Here is a 24,370-nt window from a genome sequence, read left to right as displayed (position 1 = left end):
CCTCGCATAGGCTGCCCGCATGACTGCTGAGCCGCTCCTGGACCGGGCCCTCCTCGAGGAGGCCACGAAGAAGTCGGGTCTCGTCTGGGTCCGTGGCGCCGGCCCCGACCGCGCCCTGTGGCACGTATGGCACGAGGGGGCCGTCCTGCTCGTCGGTGACGGTCCCGGCGAGCAGCCGCTGCCGGGGCTCGCGGCGGACGCCACCGCCGAGGTCACCGTCCGCAGCAAGGACAAGGGCGGCCGGCTGCTGACCTGGACCGCGCACGTCGTGGAGCTGGCGCCCGGCACCGAGGCGTGGGAGACCGCGGTCGGCGAGCTCAAGGGCAAGCGGCTCAACGCCCCGGACAGCGATCAGCTCACCGAGCGCTGGGCCCGCGAATGCCGCGTCCTGCGGCTCGAACCGCGGGAGACTCTCGCCGGGCTCCCGGACGGTTCGCTCGCGGCCGTCCCGCTGCCGACGCCCGCCACGACCCGGGAGCCGATCCCCGGAGCGCTGCCCCGGCTGCTGTTCCGGCGCGGGAAGCGCGACGGCGGGAGGCGCAACAGCGGGAAGCGCGACAGCTAGCCCCTGGCCGCCCCGGTTTTCACGAGGACGGCAGCTCCTGCCCGTAGTCGACCGTCTCGCCCTTGGTGGGGGGCTCGACCTCGAAGTCCTTGCCCCAGTCGGTCAGTTTGAGGACGCCCGCGCCGCCGGCCCGCTCGAGCGTCAGCGGGTACGGAGGGCCCTCCAGGGAGACGTCGAGGGTGCCGCCCGCGCCCTGGTCGCCGGTGATCTCGATGGTGCGGACGCCGCCGGTGCTGCCGCGCTCGCCCTTCTCCAGCTTGCCGTGCAGCGTGAGGAGCCCGTCGAGCAGCAGCTTCTTGTCGGTGAAGCCGCTGAGCTGGCGGTAGGACTTGTCGCCCTCGGGGACCTTCACGTACTTACCGTCGAGCTTGCCCGCCGCCGCCTCGTCGGCCTTGCCGCCCGACTCCTTGCCCGAGGTCCAGAACTGCGCGTCGGCCTTCAGGAAGAGCTGCTCGCCGACCCTGAGCAGCTGGAAGGTCCGCTTCCCGGAGCGCACCTCACCGCTGCCGCCGTCCCCCGTCAGCTGCATGTCCAGCTTGTACGTGGCGCCCTTGCTGACCACCGAGCCGGAGAGCCGTACCGAGTCGGCGGTCGTGGCGGCCTTGCGCGATTTGCTCTGGATCCTGGCGGCGGAGAGCTTGGCGACACCATTGGTCCCGGCGTCGGGGTCCTCCTCGCCGTCGCTGCAGCCGGCGAGCCCCACGACCGCGAGACTCGCGCACAGCACGGCCGCTCCCGCGGTGCGACGGGTGCGGCCAGGAGCGATTGCAGTCACGTTGCGGCGCCGCCTCTCATCAGGAACCTGCACGGCAGTACGGCAGCGTACCGGGATCACCTGCGGCCCTTTGCAGAGAGCCCACCGGACGCGGAGGCAGGGCGCGGCGCAATGCCTCGTACTAGCCTGAAGCTCGTATTCGGTAACAAAGCGTGGCAAGACGGAGCACGGACGGGAAGGAGGCCACGGCATGGCGGCAGGCGTCTCCCGGATCTTCGTCTCGCATCTCGCCGGCACCGCGGTCTTCGACCCGAACGGCGACCAGGTCGGCCGCGTCCGCGACCTGGTCGTCATCCTGCGCATCGGCAACCGCCCGCCCCGACTGCTCGGCCTGGTCGTCGAGCTGTCCACGCGCCGCCGCATCTTCCTGCCGATGACCCGGGTGACCGGCATCGACTCCGGCCAGGTGATCACCACGGGCGTCCTGAACGTCCGCCGCTTCGAGCAGCGCCCGACCGAACGCCTGGTGCTCGGCGAACTCCTGGACCGCCGGGTGACGCTTGTGGAGACCGGCGAGGAGGTGACCGTCCTGGACATCGCCGTGCAGCAGCTGCCGGCCCGCCGCGACTGGGAGATCGACAAGGTCTTCGTACGCAAGGGGAAGGGCGGGGCGCTGCGGCGCAAGGCCGAGGCGTTCACCGTCGAATGGTCGGCGGTGACCGGCTTCTCGCTCGAGGAGCAGGCGCAGGGCGCGGAGAATCTGCTCGCCACCTTCGAGCAGCTGCGGCCCGCCGACCTGGCCAATGTGCTGCACCACCTCTCGCCCAAACGCCGCGCCGAGGTGGCCGCGGCGCTCGACGACGACCGGCTCGCGGACGTACTGGAGGAGCTGCCCGAGGACGACCAGATCGAGATCCTCGGCAAGCTCAAGGAGGAGCGGGCCGCGGACGTCCTGGAGGCGATGGACCCGGACGACGCGGCCGATCTGCTCGGCGAGCTGCCCGAGGCGGACGTGGAGCGGCTGCTCACCCTGATGCAGCCGAGCGACGCGGCGGACGTACGGCGGCTGATGGCGTACGAGGAGCGGACCGCGGGCGGTCTGATGACCACCGAGCCGATCGTGCTGCAGCCGGACGCCACAGTCGCGGACGCGCTCGCCCGGGTGCGCAATCCGGACCTCTCCCCCGCGCTCGCCGCGCAGGTCTACGTCTGCCGCCCGCCGGACCAGACACCGACCGGCAAGTACCTCGGCACGGTGCACTTCCAGCGGCTGCTGCGCGATCCGCCGTTCACGCTGGTCGGCGCGATGCTCGACCGCGATCTGCAGACCCTCGACCCGAACACCCCGCTGACCGCGCTGACCAGCTTCTTCGCCACGTACGACATGGTGGCGGCGCCCGTCGTGGACGACTCCGGGTCGCTGCTCGGCGCGGTGACGGTGGACGACGTACTGGACCATCTGCTGCCCGAGGACTGGCGCGAGACGGAGTTCCACTCCCCGCCGGAGGTGAACAGTGCCGGCTGAGCGCGAGCGGGACGCCAGGACGGCCGTCGAACCCCGCCCCCGGATCCGGCTCGACCAGCCGCGCGCGCCGCGCCGCAGGCTGCTTCCGGAGTACGACCCGGAGGCCTTCGGCCGGATGTCGGAGAAGATCGCCCGCTTCCTCGGCACCGGACGCTTCATCGTCTGGATGACGATCATCATCATCCTGTGGGTGGTGTGGAACGTCCTGATGCCGAAGTCGCTGCGCTTCGACGAGTACCCGTTCATCTTCCTGACGCTCGCCCTGTCCCTGCAGGCCTCGTACGCGGCCCCGCTGATCCTGCTCGCCCAGAACCGGCAGGACGACCGGGACCGCGTCAACCTCGAGCAGGACCGCACCCAGAACGAACGGTCGATGGCCGACACCGAGTATCTGACCCGCGAGATCGCGGCCCTGCGGATGGGCCTCGGCGAGGTGGCGACCAGGGACTGGATCCGCTCCGAACTGCAGGATCTGGTACGGGAGTTGGACCAGTCCCGACATCCGGTGGCGGGCCCGGCGACGGAGGACGGCCGGCGGCCGCGCGGTACGTGACGCAGTCGACCGATCGGGTGGTGCTACTCGGCCGTACTATTTCTCGTATGGCTACCGAGACTTCCCTGCCGGCCGAGGACGCGGTGCGCGATGCGCTCGCCACGGTCAACGACCCCGAGATCAACCGGCCGATCACCGAGCTCGGCATGGTCAAATCGGTCGAGATCGGTACGGACGGCGCGGTCGCCGTGACCGTCTATCTGACGGTCTCCGGCTGCCCCATGCGCGACACCATCACGCAGAACGTCACGGACGCGGTCGCCGCCGTCGAGGGCGTCACCCGGGTCGATGTCACGCTCGACGTGATGAGCGACGAGCAGCGGCGCGAGCTCGCCGCATCGCTGCGCGGCGGCACCGCGGAGCGCGAGGTGCCGTTCGCCAAGCCCGGTTCGCTGACCCGGGTCTATGCGGTCGCCTCCGGCAAGGGCGGCGTCGGCAAGTCCTCGGTGACGGTGAACCTCGCGGCGGCGATGGCCGCCGACGGCCTGAAGGTCGGTGTCGTGGACGCCGACATCTACGGCCATTCGGTCCCCCGCATGCTGGGCGCGGACGGCAGTCCCACCCAGGTCGAGAACATGATCATGCCGCCTTCGGCCAATGGCGTGAAGGTCATCTCGATCGGCATGTTCACCCCGGGCAACGCCCCGGTGGTGTGGCGCGGGCCGATGCTGCACCGCGCGCTCCAGCAGTTCCTCGCCGACGTCTACTGGGGCGATCTGGACGTACTCCTGCTCGACCTGCCGCCCGGCACCGGCGACATCGCCATCTCGGTCGCCCAGCTGGTGCCCAACGCGGAGATCCTGGTCGTCACCACCCCCCAGCAGGCCGCCGCGGAGGTCGCCGAGCGGGCCGGCTCGATCGCAGTGCAGACCCACCAGAAGATCGTCGGCGTGGTGGAGAACATGTCGGGTCTGCCCTGCCCGCACTGCGACGAGATGGTGGACGTCTTCGGCACCGGCGGCGGCGAGCGGGTCGCCGAGGGGCTCACCAGGACCACCGGAGCCCAGGTGCCCGTGCTCGGCTCGATCCCGATCGACGTACGGCTGCGCGAGGGCGGCGACGACGGCAGGCCGGTCGTCCTGACCGACCCGGAGTCTCCCGCCGGATCGGCACTGCGGTCGATCGCCGGCAAGCTCGGCGGGCGGCAGCGGGGCCTGTCGGGCATGGCGCTCGGGATCACGCCGCGCAACAAGTTCTGAGGCGGTGCGCCCGGCGCGCGGCCGGGTGTGCACGCGCCGATGTCCTTGATCTCGGCGAAGCCGAGCCCGTACGCGCTCAGGCCGCGGCCGTACGCACCGAGGTGCACGCCGGCCCGGGTGGAGCCCGCGAGGACCCAGCCGTACTCGGACTCGCGGTAGTGGAACGGCACCGGCACGCCGTTCACCGGCAGCGACAGGCTCGTCCAGTCGGGGCCGTCCAGGTCGTCCGCGAGGACCCAGGCCGCCTCGGTCTGCTGGTCCAGCCAGTCGTCGCGCAGGGTGTGGTCCAGCTGTCCGGGCCAGGTGAAGGTGAGCAGTCCGACGCCGGCCAGCCAGGCGGCCGACGACACCGAAGTGGCCTCGAGCATGCCCGTACCGTCCGCGCTGTCCCTGAGCGGGCTGGAGGCCACGGTCACGACGACCGCGAAGCGCTCGCGGTCCAGGGTGGCCTCGGACCGTACGGACGGCTCCTCGCCGTGTCCGACGGAACCGTGCTCGACCGTGCCGTCCGCGCCCGCGCCGACCTGCATCAGCCAGCGCGGTCCGGTGAACGCCTCGTCGAGGCCGTACCACGGGAACGGCGCCAGGAGATAACCGTCGACCGTGCCCGGGCCTGTCTGACTCTTCGTCTGCATCTGTCCGGCCGCCTCCTCGTTCGCAGTCGGTCCGGAGCGGCCCGCCCCCCTCGGGCGTCCTGAGTCCGGACAACAACAGAGGAGAATAGCCATCCCCGCCGGGCGAGACGGATCTCATGGCGGCACGGGATCGGTATTTGCCCGGATTGCGGCGCCGTTTGGGGTGGCTTCGCCAGTTTTGCCCTGAGGCCGTCGTCACCCTACGGGTGGTAGATGTCGGCGTGTCAGAGGGCCTGTGATCCGGGCGCGACGGAGCTCGGACTCAGGTGGCGTCCGCGTCGAACGGCGGAAGGTCCGCGGTGGCCTGCTTCGGCGCGGCCGCGCCGCCGTCCTTGGTGAGCGAGGGCGCGGTGTCCTTCGTCAGCGACGGCGCGGGGTCCTTCGACAGCGAGGGTGCGGTGTCCTTGGACAGCGACGGCTTCCCGGAATCGCCCTCGTCCCCGTTCACCGCGTCCGCGACCTCGTTCATCTCCTTCTTGAGGTCGAAGCTGTTACGGATCTCCTTGAGGCCGAGCTCGTCGGAGTCCAGGTGCTTGCGGACGAACTTCTTCGGATTCAGGTCCTCGAACTCGAAGTCCTTGAACTCCGGTCCGAGCTCCTCGCGGATGTCCCGCTTGGCGCTGTCGGAGAACTCGCGGACCTTGCGGATGAAACCGGAGATGTCCTGAATGACCTTGGGCAGCTTGTCCGGACCGAAGATGATCACGGCGAGGACCACGAGCGTCACCAGCTCAAGTGCGCCTATGTCATTGAACACCTTGCAGCTCCTAGCGATGTCCGCGGCCCGGGCAGGACGTCCCGTGCCTGACCGGTCCGTCGGTTCCTTCGGTTCCCTGGTCCTTCGGGGCGGGCCGGGCTCGGGCAGGGTCCACGGTACCCGCCGATGCTGTACGGCCGGTACTGTCCCGGGGCAGTTCGGGGTACGGGCCGGTGTTCACCGGGTGCCTCAGTCACCGTGCGAGGCCCTCAGTCACCGTGCGAGGCGCCGAGGACCAGGGACAGCGTGCGCTTCTTGCCGGATCGCTCCAGGGTCAGGTCCAGCTTGTCGCCCGGGCGGTGGGAGCGGATCTTGACGATCAGCTCCTCGCCGGAGTGCACCCGCCGGCCGTCCACCTCGGTGATCACGTCGCCCGGTTTGATGCCGGCCTTGTCGCCCGGACCACCGCGGGTGACGGCGCGGGTGCCGTCGGCCCCCTTCTTGGCCACCCGGGCGCCGTCGCCGTCGTAGCGGGTGTCGAGGGTGACCTCGATGACCGGGTGGGTGGCGCGGCCGTCGTTGATGAGCTCCTCGGCCACCCGCTTCGCCTGGTTGACCGGGATGGCGAAGCCGAGTCCTATCGAGCCCGCCTGCCCGCCGCCCTCCTGGTCCGAGCCGCTGCCGGCGGAGCGGATGGCGCTGTTGATTCCGATCACCCGGGCCTCGGAGTCGACCAGCGGGCCGCCGGAGTTGCCCGGGTTGATCGGGGCGTCGGTCTGCAGGGCGTCGACGTAGCTGACGTCGCTGCCGTCCTCCTCGCCGCCGGCGGTGATCGGGCGCTCCTTGGCGCTGATGATCCCGGAGGTGACCGTGTTGGACAGGTCGAACGGGGCGCCGATGGCCACCACCGGGTCGCCGACCCGGACGTTCTCCGAATTGCCGAGCGGCAGGGGCTTGAGGCCGGAGACGCCGGTGACCTTGACGACGGCCAGGTCGTAGCCGGAGTCGCGGCCGACCACACGGCCCTTGGCGGTCTCGCCGCCGCTGAAGGTGATGGTGATCCGGCCGCCCGTGCCCGCCGGGTCGACGACGTGGTTGTTGGTCAGGATGTGGCCGCGGTTGTCGATCACGAAGCCGGTGCCCGTGCCCTGTGCGCCGCCGCCGTTCACATGCAGGGTGACCACTCCGGGGAGGGCCTTGGCGGCGATTCCGGCGATGCTGTCGGGGGCCCGGTCCCTGGACTCCTTGTCGGTCTGCGGGAGTTCGACCGTCCCGATACCGCCGTTGCGCTCCCAGTACGCGCCGATGCCACCGCCGATGCCGCCCGCCACGAGGGCGAGGGCGACGGCTCCCAGTACCAGCAGCCCACGACGGCGGCCGCGCTTCTCCTTGGGAACGCCGCCGGGGCCAGCCGGGTGCAGCAGGGGCCCTCCGGCCGGGGCGCGCCAGGGGTCGTAGTGCTGCCAGGGCGTGGTGGGTGCGGGCGGGCGGCCGCCGGGGGTGGGGTGGTGGTGGCCGGGGCCGGGCTGGTGCGGGGTGTTGGTGTGCTGCTCGGGGCCGGGGTGCGGGGCGGCGGGGTGCGCGGTCGCTGCCTGCGGGGTGGCGCCGGTGGGGAGGCGGGTGCCTCCGGCCGGAGTTCCGGGCTGGGCCGGGGTTCCGGGCTGGTGAGGGCCGTTCGTGGTCGGGGCGGGCGGACTCGGGTGCGGGGGCTGGGGGTGCGGAGCCTGGGTGTGCGCGGTTCCGGTGTTCGGTGCCTGCTGGTTCGGCGCCGGGCGGTTGTGGCCCGGCGGGCCCTGGGGATGCCCGGTCCGGGGCTGGATGGGCCCGCTCTGCGCGGGCTCGTGCGGCCCGGAAGCGGGTCGTTGGGCTTCGCCTGTCGCGCCGTGGCTCCCGGCGGGCGGCGGCGCGGAGGTCTGCGCCGTGCTCGGCGGTACGTGCGTGCCTTGGGCCGGCGTGGCCACGGGATGCTGCACGGGCGGTGCGGGCGCCCACGGTCCGGGCTCCCCGTAGGGCGGTGTCCCGTACGGATCGGGCGCGTGCCGGGGCGTCGGCCGCGCGTCGGAGGGGGTGTCTGCGGCGGGGGTGGCTGCCGCGGGGGTGGCCGAGGTGGACGCATCGGAGGCGGGATTGTCGGGGGTGGGACCGTCGGGAGCGGGTGACCCGGATATGGGGTCCGCAGCAGCTACGCGATCCGCAGCGGGCACGTCGTCCGCGAGCTCTCGCACGACACCGGGCGCCGAAGGCGCGTCGGAGGCGGCGGGCACGTCGGAGGCAGCAGACGCATCGGCCGAACCGGGCTCGCCGCCGTCCGCGTCGCCGTGCGCCTCGGCCCGGGCGCCGCTCGGCACCGAGTCCTGCAGCAGGTAGTCACCGCCGCCGGGCTCGTCGGCGGGCACGGAGCCGGTGGCACCCGCGTCCGAAGCACCGGACTCCGCAGCTCCGACGCCGGAGGGGCCGACGGAACCACCTTGCCCCTCAAGGGACTTGGCCACCGACGGCGCGTCTGCCGCGTCGACCGGCCGCGCGGCGGACGCGGCGTCCGAGGCAGCCGAGGAATCCGAGACGCCCGCACCGGGCTCATCTGCCGCCCCGACTGCATCCGGCACCGCATCCGCAGGCTGCCCGGGAGCGCCGATCGCACCAGAAGCCCCGGCCCCGAACGCCCCGTCCGAGCCGGCGGACCCAGCCGGCTCCGCCGCCCCCGAGGCGTCCGCTGCCGCTCTCCGCGGACGGCTCCACCACTTCGCCTTCGGCCCGGTGGGCCCCCGCTCGTCCATGTTCTCCCCACAGCTGGTGCGCGGCCGGGGCGGTCGCACCCCTTGTCCCGCGGAGAGCCGCGCGCCTGCGCTGCGGCTCGGTCTCAGTCCCCGGTGCCGCATCCCTCGGGACACCAACTCCCGGGACGGACACGGCCAGCAGAATTCAACCAGGTTTGCGAGCGATCGCGCAGGGCGCGATCAGCGGGCGGACGAAACCGAAGGCCCCGAGCTCGCCGTGGGCGCGGCCGATGCACCGGCCCAGACGCCCGAGGCCGAGTCGAGTCCGGACCTGGGGTCGAGCCCCTGCGCGGGACCGCGCTCCACGGGCCCTCGTACAGGCGGCTGCTCCGCGGACTCCGACACCGGCCGTATCAACGGCGACAGGGCGCTCGTGGCCCCGGCTCCGGAGAGCAGCGGCGAGGCAGGCATGCCCTGCGCCCTCGCCTCCTGCAGCGTCCGCTCGCGCTGTGGAACTCCGGGCAGCAGCGGCGCCGAGACACTCGGCGTGGCGGCCGGCGCCGCCAAGGTCCGTGCCTGGCCGGTCTGCGCGGTGGCCAACTGCCCGCTGCCGCGCCGTCGCTGCGTATCGCCGGCGGCCGTGCCCCCGCCGCCCTGGGTGCGCTGCGGGGCGGCCTTGGAGCCGCGTATGTCACCGGTGTCGCTGGGCAGTCCCGTGGAGACCCCGCCGAGCGCGATGGCGGCCAGCGAGACCGCCCCGGCTGCGGCGAACGCGAACCGCCGGCCACGGGAGGCAGACCGCTCGGCCGCACCGCGCCCGACGTCGTGGATCCGGAAGCCGCGCCCGGAGTCGCCCCCGGGCAGCAGCCCGCCGGCGCCGCCCGCGGGCGCGTAACGGAAGGTGCCCTCCCCGGGCATGCCGAAGAAACGGTCGGCCGACACCGGCAGCATCTCGTCCCCGCCGAACGGCGAGCCACCGTCGGGACCGCCCTCCGGCAGCCCCTGCAGCCGGGCCAGGAGGCCCTCGGACGGTGGCGGCGGCGCGGTGTCGGCGAAGAAGGTCTTGAGCCGGCGCTGTGCATCGGCCTCGGCCTTGCACTTGGCGCAGGTCGCGAGATGAGCCAGCACCCGCTCCCGGGTGTCATGGCCCAACTCGCCGTCCACCAGGGCGGCGAGACGATCGCCCAGGTGCTGCTCGGCAGGTGTAGGACGTGAACCACTCACGCGGACGCGCCCCCTCCTCCCAGCGCGGGCACACCCGCGGCCCCGACCAGACGCCGCTCCGCGCGGGCCTGCGGCGAACGGTGCTGCAGCGCCTTGCGCAGCTGCGAGCGCCCACGGTGGATACGGCTGCGCACGGTGCCCAGCTTGACGCCCAGGGTGGCGGCGATCTCCTCGTACGACAGACCCTCGATGTCGCACAGGACGACGGCCGCGCGGAACTCGGGCGCGAGGGTGTCGAGCGCCTGCTGGACGTCGGCGTCGAAGTGGGTGTCCTGGAAGACCTGCTGCGGCGACGGCTCGCGGCTGGGCAGCCGCTCCGCCGCGTCGTCACCGAGCGCGTCGAAACGGATGCGCTGGCGCCGCCGGACCATGTCCAGGAAGAGATTGGTGGTGATGCGGTGCAGCCAGCCCTCGAAAGTGCCCGGGGTGTACGTCGAGAGGGAGCGGAATACGCGGACGAAGACTTCCTGGGTGAGGTCCTCGGCGTCGTGCTGATTACCCGTGAGGCGATAGGCGAGGCGGTACACACGGCCGCTGTGCGTGCTGACGATCTCCTCCCAGGTGGGCGGAGTCCACGCCCCCGATTCCGCATCGGCGGCAAAGGTCGCGGTGTGTGCGGATTCGGTTTCGGTGGCACCTCCCGCGCCCTGAGGGCTGCGGGGGGAACGGTCAGCAGTGTCGGTCACGGATTTCGGCTCGCCCGCCGACCTGAGAAAACGACGCCGTATGCGCGACATATTTCCCCGGTCACCGGCCGTAGCCGCACCTCCCCTGTCGGCTCTGGTGGTGTCCAGTGGAGCCCCTACCATAGCCACCTCGACCGTTAGCTCCGGATAAGCTTTTTTGCGTGAATTTGGAATAAGTGCGGCGCCCTGAACTGCGTCTCGCTCCGCGACCGGACTCCTGCTCAACTCCCGCACCTCCCCCGTCCTGTGCCCGTCCTGTGTTTCCCCCCTCATAACGCCCGGTCCCATCTGCGGGTTCCCGGCCCCAGCGGATACAGTCACCGCCAGACCATCAACGGGGACAGGAGAGGGTCATCACCGGCAACCGGCAGTCGAGCCTGGCGTTCGCGGACGCCTTCGTCGCCGAGGACGAAGCTCTGCTCTGGGCCCGTGAGCGGGCCAGGGAGTCAGGGCTGCGTCCGGTGTCCCCTGCCACCGGTACGACCCTCGCGATGCTGGCCGCGACGGCGGGCGCCAAGGCGGTCGCCGAGATCGGCACCGGCACGGGCGTGTCCGGCATCCACCTCCTGCAGGGCATGCGTCCCGACGGCGTCCTGACCACCGTGGACCCCGAGCCCGAGCGCCAGCAGTTCGCCCGCGAGGCCCTGCGGGCGGCCGGCTTCGCGGGCAATCGCGCCCGCTTCATCCCCGGCCGCGCCCTCGACGTACTGCCCCGGCTCGCGGACAGCGGCTACGACCTGGTGTTCTGCGACGGCGACCGGACGGAGTGCCTCGACTACCTCGCTGAATCGTTGCGCCTGCTCCGCCCGGGCGGCCTGGTCTGCTTCGAGGGAGTCCTCGCGGACGGCCGTACGGTCGACTCGGGACCGCAGCCGGTCGAGGTGGTGCGCCAGCGGGAGCTGCTGCGGGCCGTACGGGAGAGCGAGGAGCTGCTGCCGGCCCTGCTCCCGACGGCGGACGGGCTGCTCTGCGCGGTCAAGCGCTGACGCCGTCGGGCGCCGGCGGCCGGCCGGGAAGCACCCCGGCACAGCGATACCCCGGCACGCTGTTAGTGTGCCGGGGCATTCACATCCTGAATAAGCGCCGGGCGCTCCGCGTCAGCCGACGACCTTCTTGAGGGCGTCGCCGAGCGCGTCGGCCTCATCGGGCGTCAGCTCGACGACAAGCCGACCGCCGCCTTCGAGCGGAACGCGCATGACGATGCCCCGCCCCTCCTTGGTCACCTCGAGCGGGCCGTCGCCCGTCCGCGGCTTCATGGCCGCCATGCTCGTTCCCCTTCCTGAAACCAGCTCATCGCAGCCGGCGGCCCCATGACAGGCGCTGTGTCACCGGCATCGAACACATTGCTTCCAGGCCATTATCCCGCATCGCCGGACCCGATGACCAACATCGGTTCGTATCGCTTGGGCAACCCACTTGAGCAAAACCACCCAATTCGGCGATGTGACTGCGATACTGCGCCGCCCCACGCGTCACGGCGATCCCGAATTGTTAGACGCAGGTCACACCTGCCGCGACATTTCGGCCCGCCGCGATCTCCGACATCCTTGGCACGGACGACGTGATGCCCAGCGACGGAGGTACCCGCACCATGGCCGACAGCGTGCTCCACGAGGTGAACGACGGACTCGCGACGATCACCATCAACCGCCCCGAGGCCATGAACGCCATGAACACGGAGGCCAAGGTCGCGCTGCGGGACGCCGTGCAGTCGGCCGCCGCGGACCCCGCCGTGCGCGCGGTGCTCCTGACGGCGACCGGCAAGGCGTTCTGCGTGGGCCAGGACCTGAAGGAGCACATCGGTACGCTCACGGCCGACCGCGAGGCGGGCAGCGGCAACACGATGAGCACGGTCGCCGAGCACTACAACCCGATCGTGCGAGCCCTGACCGGGATGCCCAAGCCGGTGGTGGCGGGCGTGAACGGTGTCGCGGCCGGCGCGGGCTTCGGCTTCGCGCTCGCCGCGGACTACCGGATCGTGGCGGACACGGCCGCCTTCAACACCTCCTTCGCCGGTGTCGCCCTGACCAGCGACTCCGGGGTCGCCTGGACGCTGCCGCGCCTCGTCGGCCACGGCCGGGCCGCCGATCTGCTGTTCTTCCCGCGCAGCATCAAGGCCCAGGAGGCGTACGAGCTGGGCATCGCGAACCGTGTGGTGCCCGCGGACGAACTCGCCGACGAGGCGCGGAAGGTGGCCCTCGCCCTGGCCGCCGGACCGACCGTGGCCTATGCGGCGATCAAGGAGTCGCTTGCACACGGTGCGTCGCACGCACTGAGCGAGACCCTCCTCAAGGAGGAGGAGCTGCAGGCGAAGGCGGGCGCGTCCGAGGACCACGCGATCGCCGTGCAGGCCTTCATCGCGAAGGAGAAGCCGACGTATCTGGGGCAGTAGGGCTGTAGGGCGTCAGCCGCCGCTGCCGCGGGCCGTGCAGTCGGCCAGGTGGTCGTCGACGAGTCCGCAGGCCTGCATCATCGCGTACGCCGTGGTGGGGCCGATGAAGCGCAGGCCGCGCTTCTTGAGCGCCTTGGACAGCGCCGTCGACTCGTCGGTGATCGCCGGGACGTCCGCGAGGGTGCGCGGCACCGGGCGGGGCCCGGGATCCGGGGCGTACGACCAGATCAGCGCGTCGAGTTCGCCCGGGGACCAGTCGGCGAGCACCCGGGCGTTGGTCAGGGTCGCGGCGATCTTGGCGCGGTTGCGGATGATGCCCGGGTCGGCGAGGAGGCGGGCCGCGTCGGCGTCGGTGAAGGCCGCGACCGAGGCGATCTTGAAGTCGGCGAAGGCGCGGCGGAAGCCCTCGCGGCGGCGCAGGATGGTGATCCAGGAGAGGCCGGACTGGAACGCCTCGAGGCAGAGCCGCTCGTACAGTGCGTCGTCGCCGTGGACCGGGCGTCCCCATTCCTCGTCGTGGTACGCCGTGTAGTCCTCGCTCGCCAGGGACCAGGGACAGCGGAGTGCGCCGTCGGCGCCGGGCTGTGCGGCGGTCATGGGCGGGGCTCCTCCGGTCCGTACGGCGATTCGGTGGTCGGGTCGGCGGGCGGGGTGTCCTCGGGGTCCTGGGGCTCGCCCCGGTCCTGGTCGCCGGGCTCGTGGTCCCGCGGGCGGTACTGGGAGGTCTCCGGCCGGTACTGGGAGGTCTCCCCCGTGTCGTACGACGGGAAGAGGCCGGCGCCGACCGCGGCGGCCTCCGCGCCTGCGAGGGCCGACTCGAGCTCGGCGATCCGGGCGTCCCGCTCCGCGAGCTCGGCGCCGAGGCGGGCGAGGGCGTCGTCCACCTCGGACATCCGGTAGCCGCGCACCGCCATCGGCAGCCGCAGCGCCTCCACATCGGCCCGGCCCACCGGGCGCTCCTCGGGCAGCGGGTCGACCAGGCGGTCCGGCGCCGAGCGGGACAGCGGGCCGGTCTCGCCGCCGCCGACCACGGCCAGCGCGACCGCGGCGACCACCACGACCAGCGCGATGAGCAGGAACCAGAACACGACCATCTCCCCGGAAGACACCACCTACGGTCCCGAGGCGCCCCCCGGTCTCGCGAGCGGCGGCCCCGGCACACTGTCCGGGTCCGATCGTGCCATGGAGCACCGACAGTTAAGGTCGCAGGCGAGCTACGCGAGGAGGAATCAGGGGATGCAAGGGCCACTGCGGCTCGGTGGACGGGAGTTCGCCGCGCACGAGCCGGTGATCATGGCGATCGTGAACCGGACCCCGGACTCCTTCTACGACCAGGGCGCCACCTTCCGCGACGAGCCGGCGCTGGCCCGGGTCGAGCAGGCCGTGGCCGAGGGCGCCGCGATCATCGACATCGGCGGGGTGAAGGCCGGGCCCGGCGAGGAGGTGACCGCCCAGGAGGAGGCGCGCCGTACGGTCGGGTTCGTCGCGGAGGTGCGGCGGCGGTACCCCGACGTGATCATCAGCGTGGACACCTGGCGGCACGAGGTCGGCGAGGCGGTGTGCGAGGCGGGCGCCGATCTGCTCAACGACGCCTGGGGCGGCGTCGATCCGCGGCTGGCGGAGGTGGCGGCGCGGCACGGCGTGGGGATCGTCTGCACGCACGCGGGCGGTGTGCAGCCGCGGACCCGGCCGCATCGGATCGCGTACGAGGACGTGATGGCCGACATTCTGCGGGTGACGGTCTCGCTGGCCGAGCGGGCGGTGGAGCTCGGGGTGCCGCGGGAGTCCGTACTGATCGACCCGGGGCACGACTTCGGGAAGAACACCCGGCATTCGCTCGAGGCGACGCGGCGGCTCGGCGAGATGGTCGGGACGGGGTGGCCGGTTCTGGTGTCGCTGTCCAACAAGGACTTCGTGGGCGAGACGCTTGACCGGCCGGTCAAGGAGCGGCTGATCGGGACGCTGGCGACCACGGCGGTGTCGGCGTGGCTCGGGGCGCGGGTGTATCGGGTGCATGAAGTCGCGGAGACGCGACAGGTGTTGGCGATGGTGGGGGCGATCGCGGGGGGCCGCGCACCATCGGTCGCTCGGCGCGGGCTGGCTTAGGTCCCGGGGCGTCTGCCCCCGGGGCCCCTTCGGGCTACGCCCCGGGGGTGTCCTCAAGCGCCGGACGGGCTGTAAAGGATGTCCTCAAACGCCGGACGGGCTGGGTGTGCCGGACGGGCTGGGTGTGCCGGACGGGCTGGATTTGGCGGGCTGGATCGCGGGACGCCCGGTGGGCGTCAGCCCGAGACCTCCTTCGTGACCAGGGTGACCGCCTCCGTGATGTCGTCCGTGACGTGGAAGAGGTGGAGGTCGCGGGAGGCCGCCTTGCCCTGGGCGATGACCGTGTCGCGGAGCCAGTCGACCAGGCCGCCCCAGTAGGCCGAGCCGAAGAGGACGATCGGGAAGCGGGTGACCTTGCGGGTCTGGACGAGGGTGAGGGCCTCGAAGAGTTCGTCCAGGGTGCCGAGGCCGCCGGGCAGCACCACGAAGCCCTGCGCGTACTTCACGAACATGGTCTTGCGGACGAAGAAGTAGCGGAAGTTGACCCCGATGTCGACGTGTTCGTTCAGCCCCTGCTCGAAGGGGAGCTCGATGCCGAGGCCGACCGAGGTGCCCTTCGCCTCCCGCGCACCGCGGTTGGCGGCCGCCATGGCGCCGGGGCCGCCGCCGGTGATCACCGCGAATCCGGCCTCCACCAGGGCCTTGCCGATCGCCACGCCCGCCTCGTACTCGGGAGTGCCCTCCGGCGTGCGCGCGGAGCCGAACACGCTGATCGCGGGCGGCAGTTCGGCGAGCGCGCCGAAACCCTCCACGAACTCGGACTGGATGCGCATGACCCGCCACGGGTCGGTGTGCACCCACTCGGAATCGCCCTCGGAGTCGAGGAGCCGCTGGTCCGTGGTGCCGGGCTTGATCTGCGAGCGGCGGCGCACGACCGGTCCCAGGTACTGCTCCTCGACCGGGCCCTGCTCGTCCGGGTTGCCCATGAATATCCCCTTCCGTCATTCGCACTGCCTTCAGCGTAGATCGACCCCTGTGAAGCGGGGCGTAAATGCCGGACGGGTCCCGGCGGAGTGCAGGTGAACGCCAGGAGCGGGGCCGTCCGTGGCGGGCCGGCAGGTCAGGAGGTCAGCCAGGACCGCAGGCGCTCCTCGCCCGCGAGGATCTTCGCGGTGTCGACGCGCTCGTCCCGCTTGTGGGCCAGCTGCGGGTCCCCCGGGCCGTAGTTGACCGCCGGGACGCCGAGGGCGCTGAAGCGGGAGACGTCCGTCCAGCCGTACTTGGGCTGCGGGGTGCCGCCGACCGCCTCGATGAACGCGGCCGCGGCCGGATGCGAGAGCCCGGGCAGCGCGGCACCGCTGTGGTCGTCCACGACGAACTCCTCGACGCCGCAGTCGGCGAACACCTCGCGGACGTGCGCCAGGGCGTCCTCCGCGGAACGGTCCGGCGCATAGCGGAAGTTCACGGTGACCGTGCAGGCGTCCGGGATCACATTCCCCGCGACACCGCCCTCGATACGGACCGCGTTGAGCCCCTCGCGGTATTCGAGGCCGTCGATGACCGGGTGGCGCGGAGTGTACGAGGCGAGCCGCTCGAGGATCGGCGAGGCGGCGTGGATGGCATTGGCGCCCATCCAGCTGCGCGCCGAGTGGGCCCGCTCGCCGCCGGTGCGCAGCAGTACCCGCAGGGTGCCCTGGCAGCCGCCCTCCACCTGGCCGTCGGAGGGCTCGAGCAGGACCGCGAAGTCGCCCGCCAGCCAGTCGGGATGGGCGTCGGCGACGTGACCGAGGCCGTTGAGGTGGGCGGCGACCTCCTCGTTGTCGTAGAAGACGAAGGTCAGGTCGCGGTTCGGCTCGGTGACCGTGCGGGCGATCCGGAGCTGGACCGCGACGCCGGCCTTCATGTCGCAGCTGCCGCAGCCCCACAGGATGCCGTCCTCGTCGAGGCGGGACGGGACGTTGTCCGCGATCGGGACCGTGTCGATGTGGCCGGCCAGGATGACGCGCTCCTCGCGGCCGAAGCGGGTGCGTGCCACCACGTTGTTCCCGTACCGGTCCACCGTCAGGTGGGGCAGGGCGCGCAGGGCGGTCTCGACCGCGTCGGCGAGCGGCTTCTCCTGTCCGCTCTCGGACGGGAAGTCGACGAGCCGGGCGGTGAGCTCCGCGGCGTCGAGCGTGAGGTCGAGAGGTGTGTCCTGGGGTACGCCATGAGGTGCGTCATAGGGTGCTTCGGCCATGCCGCCGACCCTAACCGAGACCTCCGACAAGGCATCGCGGGCGGTGCGCGGACGGCACGTGCGGACCGAACGGAGGATCGGCGTCCGTCGGCGGCCGACGGGGGCCACGGGCCGTCCGCGGGCACCGGTACGGTGGTCCGCGTGCCAGCTCAGCCCTCCCCGTACCGCAGGCGCGGTCGGCTCCTTCGTATCGGAGCTGCCCTCGTCGTGCTCGTCGCGCTCGCGGGCTATCTGGCGATCCAGTACGCGGGCGGCGGCAAGCGCGCACCGCGCTGCCTGGTGGTGTCGGGCGACGGGGACGGCGGGACCTACGAGTTCACCGCGGAGCAGGCCGTGAACGCGGCGACGGTGTCCGCCGTCGGCACCTCCCGCGGCATGCCGGAGCGGGCGGTGACGATCGCGCTCGCGACCGCACTGCAGGAGTCCGGGCTGCGCAACATCGACCACGGCGACCGCGATTCGATCGGCCTCTTCCAGCAGCGGCCCTCGCAGGGCTGGGGCACCGAGAAGCAGATCATGGACCCGGTCTACTCCTCGGAGAAGTTCTACGAGCACCTGGCCGAGGTCCCCGGGTACTCCCGGCTGCCGCTGACCGTCGCCGCCCAGCGGGTGCAGCGCAGCGGTTACCCGCAGGCGTACGCCAAGCACGAGCCGGACGCGGCGCTGCTCGCGGCGGCGCTGACCGGCCGGGCCGCGGCCGCCTTCAGCTGCGAGACGCGCGAGGCCGCCGAGCCGGGCGACCCGGCGAAGGTGCGCAAGGCGCTGCGGAAGGCCTTCGGGGCGGACGTCCTGAGCGGCACCGAGGCGGCCGGGGCGGTGGCCTCCGGCGGGCAGGGCTCGGACGTCGACGAGGGCGAGCAGCGGCGCACGGTGTCCGTACCGGTCGCCGACGTGACGGCCGCGAACGCGGAGAGCACCCGCGACCGGCGCGGCTGGGAGCTCGCGCACTGGGCCGTCGCGCACGCCGCCGAACTGCGGCTCGAGCGGGTCTCGTACGCCGGCCGGGAGTGGCGGGCCGCGGAGTCCGGGGCGAAGTGGAGCGAGGCGGGGGACGGCCCGGCTGCCGGGAAGGGCGCGGACGAGGCGGTACGGATCGTCACCGCGCCCTGAGCGCAACGGGAGTCGCTGACCGCGGCGGGAGTCACCCGTGCGGCCCGTCACTCGAAGGTGGCAGTCCGCCGGCGCCCGGGTGACGCGTCCGGCCTCCGTTCGGGAAGCCTCGTACAGCCCGTCAACTGCCTTGCGCACCAAGGGGAGTGAGGATTCTGCGGCAGCCCGCCCGGCACACCCTTTGACCGCTTTCGTACACAGTCGATCATGCGACGCATTGCCAACTCTTTACGTCGGCACACCGAAACCTTCGGGGCGTCTCCGCGGTAGTCACGGCGTCCGTCCCAACCGTTTCGAAGGAGCAACATGTCCCTCCCCCTGACCCGCCGGATCGCCCGCACCGCGCTGCTCGTCGCGGCGGGAGCAGCGCCGCTGGCAGGTGTCGTCTCAGCGGCCGGTTCCGCCGGCGCCGCCGAGCTGCCGGCCGCCGACGCGCTCGGCGCGGTGACCGCGCTGGACGGCGACGCGGTCGGCGGTGCCGCCGAGAGCGCCACCGGCCTCGCGGGACAGACCGGCGGCCAGGCCGTCGAGGACGCCGCGCCGACCGTGGGCGCGGCCTCGCAGGACCTCATCGGCGGGCTGCCCGCCGCGCCGGGCGGCCTGCCGCTCGGCTGAGCCGCGCACCGGCCGGACACGGTCGTACGCGCACCGCGAAGGGCCCGGGAGGCGACTCCCGGGCCCTTCCGCGTCGTGGGACGCCGTGCGCCTCAGAGCCGTCCGACCGCCGCGGCGACGCGCTCGTCCGTGGCCGTGAAGGCGATCCGTACGTACTCGCGCCCGGCCTCGCCGTAGAAGTCGCCGGGCGCCACCAGGATGCCGAGCTCCGCGAGACGGCCGACCGTCTCCCAGCAGGACTCGCCGAGCGTGGCCCACAGATAGAGGCTCGCCTCGCTGTGCTCGATGCGGAAGCCGTGCCGAAGCAGCGCCTCGCGCAGGGCCGCACGCCGGGCCGCGTACCGCTCGCGCTGTTCGGCGACATGGGTGTCGTCCCCGAGGGCCGCGATCGTGGCGGCCTGCACCGGGGCGGGCGTCATCATGCCGCCGTGCTTGCGGATCTGCAGCAGGTCGCCGAGCACGGACTCGTCGCCCACCAGGAACGCGGCGCGGTAGCCGGCCAGATTGGAGCGCTTGGACAGCGAGTGCACGGCGACGATGCCGTCGTACGAGCCGCCGCAGACCTCCGGATCGAGCACGGAGACGGGCTCGGCCTCCCAGCCGAGCTCCAGATAGCACTCGTCCGAGAACACCAGCACGTCGTGCTCGCGCGCCCAGGCCACGATGCGGGCCAGTTCGTCCTTGGCCAGGACCCGGCCGGTCGGGTTGGACGGCGAGTTGAGCCAGAGCAGCTTCAGGGCCGCCGGGTCCAGGTCGGCGACCGGGTCGTCGTAGACCGCGTGCTCGGCGCGGGCCAGGCGGGCCCCTACCTCGTACGTGGGATAGGCGAGCCGCGGGACGCCGACGACGTCGCCGGGGCCGAGTCCCAGCTGGGTCGGCAGCCAGGCCACCAGCTCCTTGGAGCCCACCACGGGCAGCACATTGCGGTGTCCTGCCTGCCCGGCGCCGAGCCGCCGCACGGCCCAGCCGGCGATCGCGTCGCGCAGCGCGGGCGTGCCCCACACCGTCGGATAGCCGGGTGAGTCCGCCGCGGCCACCAGGGCCTTCTGGACCAGCTCCGGGACCGGGTCGACGGGCGTGCCGACCGACAGGTCGACGATGCCGCCCGGGTGCGCGGCCGCGGTCGCCTTGTAGGGCTCGAGCTTGTCCCAGGGGAAGACGGGAAGCCGNCGGGCGTGCCGACCGACAGGTCGACGATGCCGCCCGGGTGCGCGGCCGCGGTCGCCTTGTAGGGCTCGAGCTTGTCCCAGGGGAAGACGGGAAGCCGGTCTGTTACGGCGGACACGGTGCTCGCTTTCGTCGCGTTCTGCGTGGGGCTGGGTCTGCGCGCGGGGTGCTGCCCGGCGGCGCAAACGCCCCGGTCCCGTACGGCGGTGCTGCCGTACGGGACCGGGGCGGCGCGGCCGTCGCTACTGGTTCTGCGGCGGCAGTTCGGCGATGAACGGGTGGTCGCGCTCGATCAGACCGAGCTTGCTCGCACCGCCCGGCGAACCGAGCTCGTCGAAGAACTCGACGTTCGCCTTGTAGTAGTCCTTCCACTCCTCAGGAGTGTCGTCCTCGTAGAAGATCGCCTCGACCGGACAGACCGGCTCACAGGCACCACAGTCGACGCATTCGTCCGGGTGGATGTACAAGGACCTGGAGCCCTCGTAGATGCAGTCGACCGGGCACTCCTCGATGCACGCCTTGTCCTTGACGTCGACACAAGGCTGCGCGATGACGTAGGTCACGCTGTCGTTCCTCCTCGATAGGGCGCTGGCGGGCCTCCTCAGGCCTCCGCCGCCTGGCGCGCGGGAGCGCGGCGTCGTCGATGCCCGCACCTAGTATCTCCGTTCCGGTGGATGATCCGAACAGGAGGGGCGGATAGAGCCTTGAAAATCACTGGAGGCGGTCGCCTCGAAGTCCAGATTAACCCCGATGACGTGGGCAAACGCGTTTCGGTACGACGCCGGTACGCGGCGGAAAACGGCACGGAGAAGTTCACCGACACGGTCGGGGTTCTCACATCCTGGACCGAGGGTGTGCTGGTCATCACACGGCGGACCGGTCAGGACGTACGGATCGAGGAGTCGTCGCTGGTCGCGGGCAAGGTGGTCCCCGCGGCACCGGCGCGGCGCCGGGGCCCGGCCGCGTCGTTCGAGGAGCTGGCGCCGGTGATGGCGCGCGCGTGGCAGCCGGTGGAGAGCGAGCGGATCGGCGCCTGGGAGCTGCGGGCGGCCGCCGCGCCCCGCCCGGTCGGGACGGCGGTCGGGACGGCGACCGGGACGCCGGTCGGGGTCCCGCGCGCGGGAGGCGCACCCCGCAGCGGTTTCACCCGCCGGGCGAACTCCCTGCTGCCGCTCGGCGATCCGGGCGTGCCGTTCGACGACGCGCTGGCGGCCACGCGCGCGTGGTACGCGGCCCGGGACCTCCCGGCGTACGCCCAACTGGCCACCGGCGGCGGGGCGGCACGGGGGGAGACTGCGGGAGGCCCCCAGGAGGAGCTGGCCGAGTGGTTCGCGGCGCGCGGGTGGGTGCGCGAGGTGACGGCGCAGGTGCTGACCGGGGCGCTCGCGCCGGTCGGGGACGTCGCGGGCGTCCCGGTGGATGCCGTACGGCTGTCGCGGAGCTGCGACGCGGACTGGCTGCGGAGGTACCAGCGGGCCGGCGAGCCGGGGCCGCACGTGCTGCGGGTGCTCGGCAGCGGCCCCTCGGTGTGGTTCGCGACGGTGGACGGTGACGGGCCCGTGCCCGCGGCGATCGGCCGCTGTGTGGTGGACGGGCGGTGGGCCGGCTTCATGGCGGTCGAGGTGGACGACGGGCGGCGGCGCGAGGGGCTCGGCACGGCGGTGATGGCCGCGCTCGCACGGCGTGCGCTCGACGAGGGGGCATCGGCCGCGTGGCTGCAGGTCGAGGAGGACAACACGGCGGCCCGTGCCCTGTACGACGGTCTCGGCTTCACGGTCCACCACCTGTACAGCCATTTCCGGGCCCCTGAGGACGACGTCCACGCGCGCGTGGCGCCGGAGGACGTCGACCGCTTCCGATCGCACTGAGAGGGCACGAGGGACGTATGAGCTCGCCGATCCCCGACCGTCGGCAGCGGTTCGCCGACGAGGCCAGGGCGGAACGACCGGACCTGGCCCTGCTCTGCCTGCTCATCGGCGCGGAGGCCGACCCCGCTCTCGACGAGGCGGGCGTCGACGCCGCACAGATCGAGCTCGACCGGCTCGCCGGGATGCTGCCGTACCGCCCCGGCGGTCCGCATGCCTGGGCCGCCGCGCTCGCCGAACTGCTCGGTGGGCGCCACGGGTTCCACGGCACGCAGGGCGACTACCGGCGGCTGGAGTCCTCGCTGCTGCACGAGGTGCTCCGGCGCCGCAGAGGGCTGCCGATCCTGCTGTCGGTGGTGTGGCTGGAGGTGGCCCGGCGGGCCGGTGCGCCCGTGTACGGGGTGGCTCTGCCCGGCCACTTCGTGGTCGGTTTCGGGCCGCCGGATGCGTCACCCGAGGACCAGGTGCTCGCCGATCCGTTCGACGGTGGGCGGGTACTGAGCGGCGGGGACGCCGAGCTGCTGGTCTCGGGTACGACGGGGGTCTCCCTGGACGCGTCGATGCTGCGGCCCGCGGATCCGCTGGAGACGGTGCTGCGGATCCTGAACAACATCAGGGCGTGGGCCGCGGGTCGGCCGGAGCGCTCGGACGTGTCGCTGTGGGCCGTCGACCTCTCGCTGCTGCTGCCGGCGCATCCCGCGAGGCTTCGCGGGGAACGGGGGCGGCTCCTTGTGCAGCGGGGTGAGTACGTCGCCGGGGCGGCGGAGCTGGACGCGTACGCCGAGGTCGTGGCCGCGGTGGATCCCACGGAGGCCGAGAGCCTCCGCGCTGAGGCGCGTATCGCCCGATCGCTGCTGAACTAGTTCAATTCAGCCCGTCCGGCACCACCTCCAGCCCGTCCGGCGTTTGAGGACATCTTTTGACCGGCGGTCACGCTCGTGGCTTTCGGGGCGCTGCCCCGGACCCCGCTCCTCAAACGCCGGAGGGGCTGGAGGTGGCGCAGCTAAGAGGTGGGGATCGTGGCGATCCGGTCCGCGGCCGTGCGGCCGCGCAACGCCTCGCGGAGGGCGCCGGCCACCTCCTGGACACTGACCGGCTTCTTGCTGCCGTCCCCCTTCGTGACCATGACGCCGTCGAACGTGTTGCCGTACAGCTGCTTGAGGACCGCCGGGTCGAACTTCTCCACCAGCTTGCCCTCCGAGGTCGGCACCACGGTGATGAACTTGTAGATGGACTTCTCGGGGCTGAACGACACCGAGTGCGCGGGGTCGGTCTGCACCGTGACAAGCCCGGACATCGCCGGTTCGGCGAAGGACTTCATCATCCGGTCCACCTCGGCCTTGGACACCTTCGGGCTGGCCGAGGAGACCGGCAGCTGCACCGGCTCGGCCGCACCGCTCTCCAGCTGGCTGCGGTACGCCTCCTCGACTGCCACGATCGAGCCCTGCGGGTTGAGCCGCTTGCCGGTCTTGCCGTAGACCGGGACGGCCTTGCCCGGCTGGAACTTGATGGTGCCCTCGGCCGCGCTGCCCGCCGTGCCGGCCACCCGGCCGAGCGCGTCGGCCAGCTTCTCCTCGTCCGTCGGGATCACCGGCTCCACCTCGCGCCCGCTGCCGAACAGCGAGCCGATCACGGACACCGGGTTGTAGTCGCTGCTCGCCGCATTGCGCACGGTGGCCTGGTAGTCCAGGGACAGGCCGGACTTCTCGGGCTCGAGCGCGACCTCGTCGCCGTCGACGTTCAGACGGAGTTTCTGTCCGGCGCGCTTGCCGAGCGCCGCGTCCAGCTTCTTGACCGCCTCGTCGTGGGTGCCGCCGCCGATCTCGACGCCGAGGACGGTGGTGCCCTTCGGTACGTCGGAGTGGTTCATCAGGAGCCCGGCACCGTATGCGATCACGAGTACGCCGACGACGCCGGCGCCGGCCAGGACCAGCTTGTTGCGGCCGCGCTTGGCGGGTGCGGACTGGCTGGTGGCGGCGGGCGGTGGGCCCTGCTGCTGCGGAGGCTCGGGCAGGACCGGCGGGGTGTGCGGCGTGTGCGGCGCCGCGGGGCCGCCGCCGAACGGGCCGCCCGGGCCCGACTGCTGACCCGGTCCCTGGCCGCTGGGCACCACGGGGATGCCGCTGTTGAGAGTGTCGCCCGACACGTGCCCGCCGGGCACCGGGCCGGAGCCGCCGGGGCCCGGGCTCTGCGGGGTGAGGACCGCGGTGTCGTCGCTCATACGGGGCGGCTCGGGGTCGTCCTGCTGCCGGAAACCGGGCGGCAGGACGAGTCCCTCGCCGGTGACGGGGCCGGCGGTGGGCCCGCTCGGCGGCACAGGCGGTCCACCCGCGCCGGGCGGGCGCGGTCCGGTGGCCCCCGGACCGCCGGGTGCGGGCGAACCGGTGGGCGGCGCACCGCCGTTGCCCCAGGGCCCGGACCCG

23 protein-coding genes and 2 pseudogenes are annotated in these 24,370 nt (G+C 72.5%); 11 read left to right on the top strand and 14 right to left on the bottom strand.

The window, feature by feature from the left end; translation table 11 throughout:
* The first annotated feature begins 19 nt into the window (after positions 1 to 19).
* Positions 20 to 565 carry a hypothetical protein gene (locus DY218_RS01780; RefSeq protein ID WP_128554081.1) on the top strand — a complete coding sequence of 182 codons (546 nt, stop codon included), beginning with the start codon at positions 20 to 22 and terminating at the stop codon, positions 563 to 565.
* A gap of 19 nt (positions 566 to 584) precedes the next feature.
* On the opposite strand, the gene DY218_RS01775 is transcribed toward DY218_RS01780, so the two are convergent.
* A complete protein-coding gene (locus DY218_RS01775; protein WP_128554080.1) occupies positions 585 to 1,340 on the bottom strand; it encodes a hypothetical protein in 756 nt (251 codons plus the stop codon).
* A gap of 190 nt (positions 1,341 to 1,530) precedes the next feature.
* Here DY218_RS01775 and DY218_RS01770 point away from each other — a divergent pair, with 190 nt between their 5' ends.
* From DY218_RS01770 to DY218_RS01760, 3 genes are all read left to right on the top strand, one after another.
* The gene (locus DY218_RS01770) at positions 1,531 to 2,805 is read left to right on the top strand and encodes a magnesium transporter MgtE N-terminal domain-containing protein (RefSeq protein ID WP_128554079.1); all 1,275 of its coding nucleotides are present in this window, start codon (positions 1,531 to 1,533) and stop codon (positions 2,803 to 2,805) included.
* Positions 2,795 to 3,358: a DUF1003 domain-containing protein gene (locus DY218_RS01765; protein WP_128554078.1), complete on the top strand. Its 564-nt coding sequence runs from the start codon at positions 2,795 to 2,797 to the stop codon at positions 3,356 to 3,358. Before DY218_RS01770 ends, DY218_RS01765 begins: the two co-directional genes overlap by 11 nt.
* Before the next feature lie 65 nt (positions 3,359 to 3,423).
* The gene (locus DY218_RS01760; protein ID WP_128554097.1) at positions 3,424 to 4,557 is read left to right on the top strand and encodes an Mrp/NBP35 family ATP-binding protein; all 1,134 of its coding nucleotides are present in this window, start codon (positions 3,424 to 3,426) and stop codon (positions 4,555 to 4,557) included.
* Positions 4,558 to 4,589: 32 nt separating this feature from the next.
* Here DY218_RS01760 and DY218_RS34745 read toward each other — a convergent pair.
* The 5 genes and pseudogenes from DY218_RS34745 to sigE form a co-directional block, all read right to left on the bottom strand.
* Positions 4,590 to 5,310, bottom strand: a pseudogene (locus DY218_RS34745) (hypothetical protein); the annotation flags it as partial.
* A 144-nt stretch (positions 5,311 to 5,454) separates the two neighbouring features.
* Positions 5,455 to 5,949 carry a sec-independent translocase gene (locus DY218_RS01750; RefSeq protein WP_128554077.1) on the bottom strand — a complete coding sequence of 165 codons (495 nt, stop codon included), beginning with the start codon at positions 5,947 to 5,949 and terminating at the stop codon, positions 5,455 to 5,457.
* Positions 5,950 to 6,158: 209 nt separating this feature from the next.
* Positions 6,159 to 8,057 carry a S1C family serine protease gene (locus DY218_RS01745; protein WP_407703536.1) on the bottom strand — a complete coding sequence of 633 codons (1,899 nt, stop codon included), beginning with the start codon at positions 8,055 to 8,057 and terminating at the stop codon, positions 6,159 to 6,161.
* Between the two features lie 789 nt (positions 8,058 to 8,846).
* Positions 8,847 to 9,830 carry an anti-sigma factor family protein gene (locus DY218_RS01740; RefSeq protein WP_128554076.1) on the bottom strand — a complete coding sequence of 328 codons (984 nt, stop codon included), beginning with the start codon at positions 9,828 to 9,830 and terminating at the stop codon, positions 8,847 to 8,849.
* Entirely contained in the window at positions 9,827 to 10,639 is an 813-nt protein-coding gene (gene sigE / locus DY218_RS01735) for an RNA polymerase sigma factor SigE (RefSeq protein WP_128554075.1), read from the bottom strand. The genes DY218_RS01740 and sigE overlap by 4 nt, the downstream gene beginning before the upstream one ends.
* Before the next feature lie 188 nt (positions 10,640 to 10,827).
* Between sigE and DY218_RS01730 the strand changes: the two genes are divergently transcribed.
* Positions 10,828 to 11,502 carry an O-methyltransferase gene (locus DY218_RS01730; RefSeq protein WP_128554074.1) on the top strand — a complete coding sequence of 225 codons (675 nt, stop codon included), beginning with the start codon at positions 10,828 to 10,830 and terminating at the stop codon, positions 11,500 to 11,502.
* Positions 11,503 to 11,613: 111 nt separating this feature from the next.
* On the opposite strand, the gene DY218_RS01725 is transcribed toward DY218_RS01730, so the two are convergent.
* A complete protein-coding gene (locus DY218_RS01725) occupies positions 11,614 to 11,781 on the bottom strand; it encodes a DUF3117 domain-containing protein (protein ID WP_003966491.1) in 168 nt (55 codons plus the stop codon).
* A gap of 326 nt (positions 11,782 to 12,107) precedes the next feature.
* On the opposite strand from DY218_RS01725, the gene chcB reads away from it, so the two are divergent.
* Complete coding sequence (chcB, locus tag DY218_RS01720; RefSeq protein ID WP_128554073.1) at positions 12,108 to 12,908, top strand: 2-cyclohexenylcarbonyl CoA isomerase; 801 nt, start codon at positions 12,108 to 12,110, stop codon at positions 12,906 to 12,908.
* Positions 12,909 to 12,920: 12 nt separating this feature from the next.
* Here the strand turns inward: chcB and DY218_RS01715 are convergent, their stop codons facing one another.
* Positions 12,921 to 13,505, bottom strand: a complete 585-nt coding sequence (locus DY218_RS01715) for a DNA-3-methyladenine glycosylase I (RefSeq protein WP_128554072.1) — start codon at positions 13,503 to 13,505, stop codon at positions 12,921 to 12,923.
* Entirely contained in the window at positions 13,502 to 14,002 is a 501-nt protein-coding gene (locus tag DY218_RS01710; RefSeq protein ID WP_128554095.1) for a DivIVA domain-containing protein, read from the bottom strand. The genes DY218_RS01715 and DY218_RS01710 overlap by 4 nt, the downstream gene beginning before the upstream one ends.
* A 142-nt stretch (positions 14,003 to 14,144) precedes the next feature.
* Here DY218_RS01710 and folP point away from each other — a divergent pair, with 142 nt between their 5' ends.
* A complete protein-coding gene (gene folP / locus DY218_RS01705; protein WP_128554071.1) occupies positions 14,145 to 15,014 on the top strand; it encodes a dihydropteroate synthase in 870 nt (289 codons plus the stop codon).
* Between the two features lie 176 nt (positions 15,015 to 15,190).
* Here folP and DY218_RS01700 read toward each other — a convergent pair whose 3' ends face one another.
* Both DY218_RS01700 and dapE read right to left on the bottom strand, forming a co-directional pair.
* Positions 15,191 to 15,940, bottom strand: a complete 750-nt coding sequence (locus DY218_RS01700) for an LOG family protein (RefSeq protein WP_128554070.1) — start codon at positions 15,938 to 15,940, stop codon at positions 15,191 to 15,193.
* A 134-nt stretch (positions 15,941 to 16,074) separates the two neighbouring features.
* Positions 16,075 to 17,190, bottom strand: a complete 1,116-nt coding sequence (dapE, locus tag DY218_RS01695; protein WP_128554069.1) for a succinyl-diaminopimelate desuccinylase — start codon at positions 17,188 to 17,190, stop codon at positions 16,075 to 16,077.
* A 141-nt stretch (positions 17,191 to 17,331) separates the two neighbouring features.
* Here dapE and DY218_RS01690 point away from each other — a divergent pair, with 141 nt between their 5' ends.
* On the top strand, positions 17,332 to 18,300 hold the full coding sequence (locus DY218_RS01690; RefSeq protein WP_128554068.1) for a heavy metal transporter: 969 nt from the start codon (positions 17,332 to 17,334) through the stop codon (positions 18,298 to 18,300).
* A gap of 306 nt (positions 18,301 to 18,606) precedes the next feature.
* Positions 18,607 to 18,915 (top strand): hypothetical protein, encoded by a 309-nt coding sequence (locus DY218_RS01685; RefSeq protein WP_128554067.1) that lies wholly within the window; start codon positions 18,607 to 18,609, stop codon positions 18,913 to 18,915.
* A gap of 92 nt (positions 18,916 to 19,007) precedes the next feature.
* Here the strand turns inward: DY218_RS01685 and dapC are convergent.
* Both dapC and fdxA read right to left on the bottom strand, forming a co-directional pair.
* Positions 19,008 to 20,084, bottom strand: a pseudogene (dapC, locus tag DY218_RS01680) (succinyldiaminopimelate transaminase); the annotation flags it as partial.
* A gap of 240 nt (positions 20,085 to 20,324) precedes the next feature.
* Positions 20,325 to 20,645, bottom strand: a complete 321-nt coding sequence (fdxA, locus tag DY218_RS01675) for a ferredoxin (RefSeq protein WP_033319951.1) — start codon at positions 20,643 to 20,645, stop codon at positions 20,325 to 20,327.
* A gap of 141 nt (positions 20,646 to 20,786) precedes the next feature.
* Here fdxA and DY218_RS01670 point away from each other — a divergent pair, with 141 nt between their 5' ends.
* A complete protein-coding gene (locus tag DY218_RS01670) occupies positions 20,787 to 21,950 on the top strand; it encodes a GNAT family N-acetyltransferase (RefSeq protein ID WP_128554066.1) in 1,164 nt (387 codons plus the stop codon).
* A gap of 17 nt (positions 21,951 to 21,967) precedes the next feature.
* Positions 21,968 to 22,810, top strand: coding sequence for a transglutaminase family protein (locus DY218_RS01665; RefSeq protein WP_128554065.1), 843 nt, complete (start codon positions 21,968 to 21,970; stop codon positions 22,808 to 22,810).
* A gap of 140 nt (positions 22,811 to 22,950) precedes the next feature.
* Here the strand turns inward: DY218_RS01665 and DY218_RS01660 are convergent.
* The coding region (locus DY218_RS01660) for a hypothetical protein (RefSeq protein WP_233521295.1) at positions 22,951 to 24,370 on the bottom strand (1,420 nt) is incomplete at its 5' end.

It is taken from the genome of Streptomyces triticagri (genome assembly GCF_003429565.1).
In the GTDB taxonomy this organism is placed as follows: Bacteria; Actinomycetota; Actinomycetes; order Streptomycetales; family Streptomycetaceae; genus Streptomyces; species Streptomyces triticagri.
Note: the sequence above shows the minus strand (reverse complement) of the source record. Positions and strands in the feature narration are given on the sequence as shown.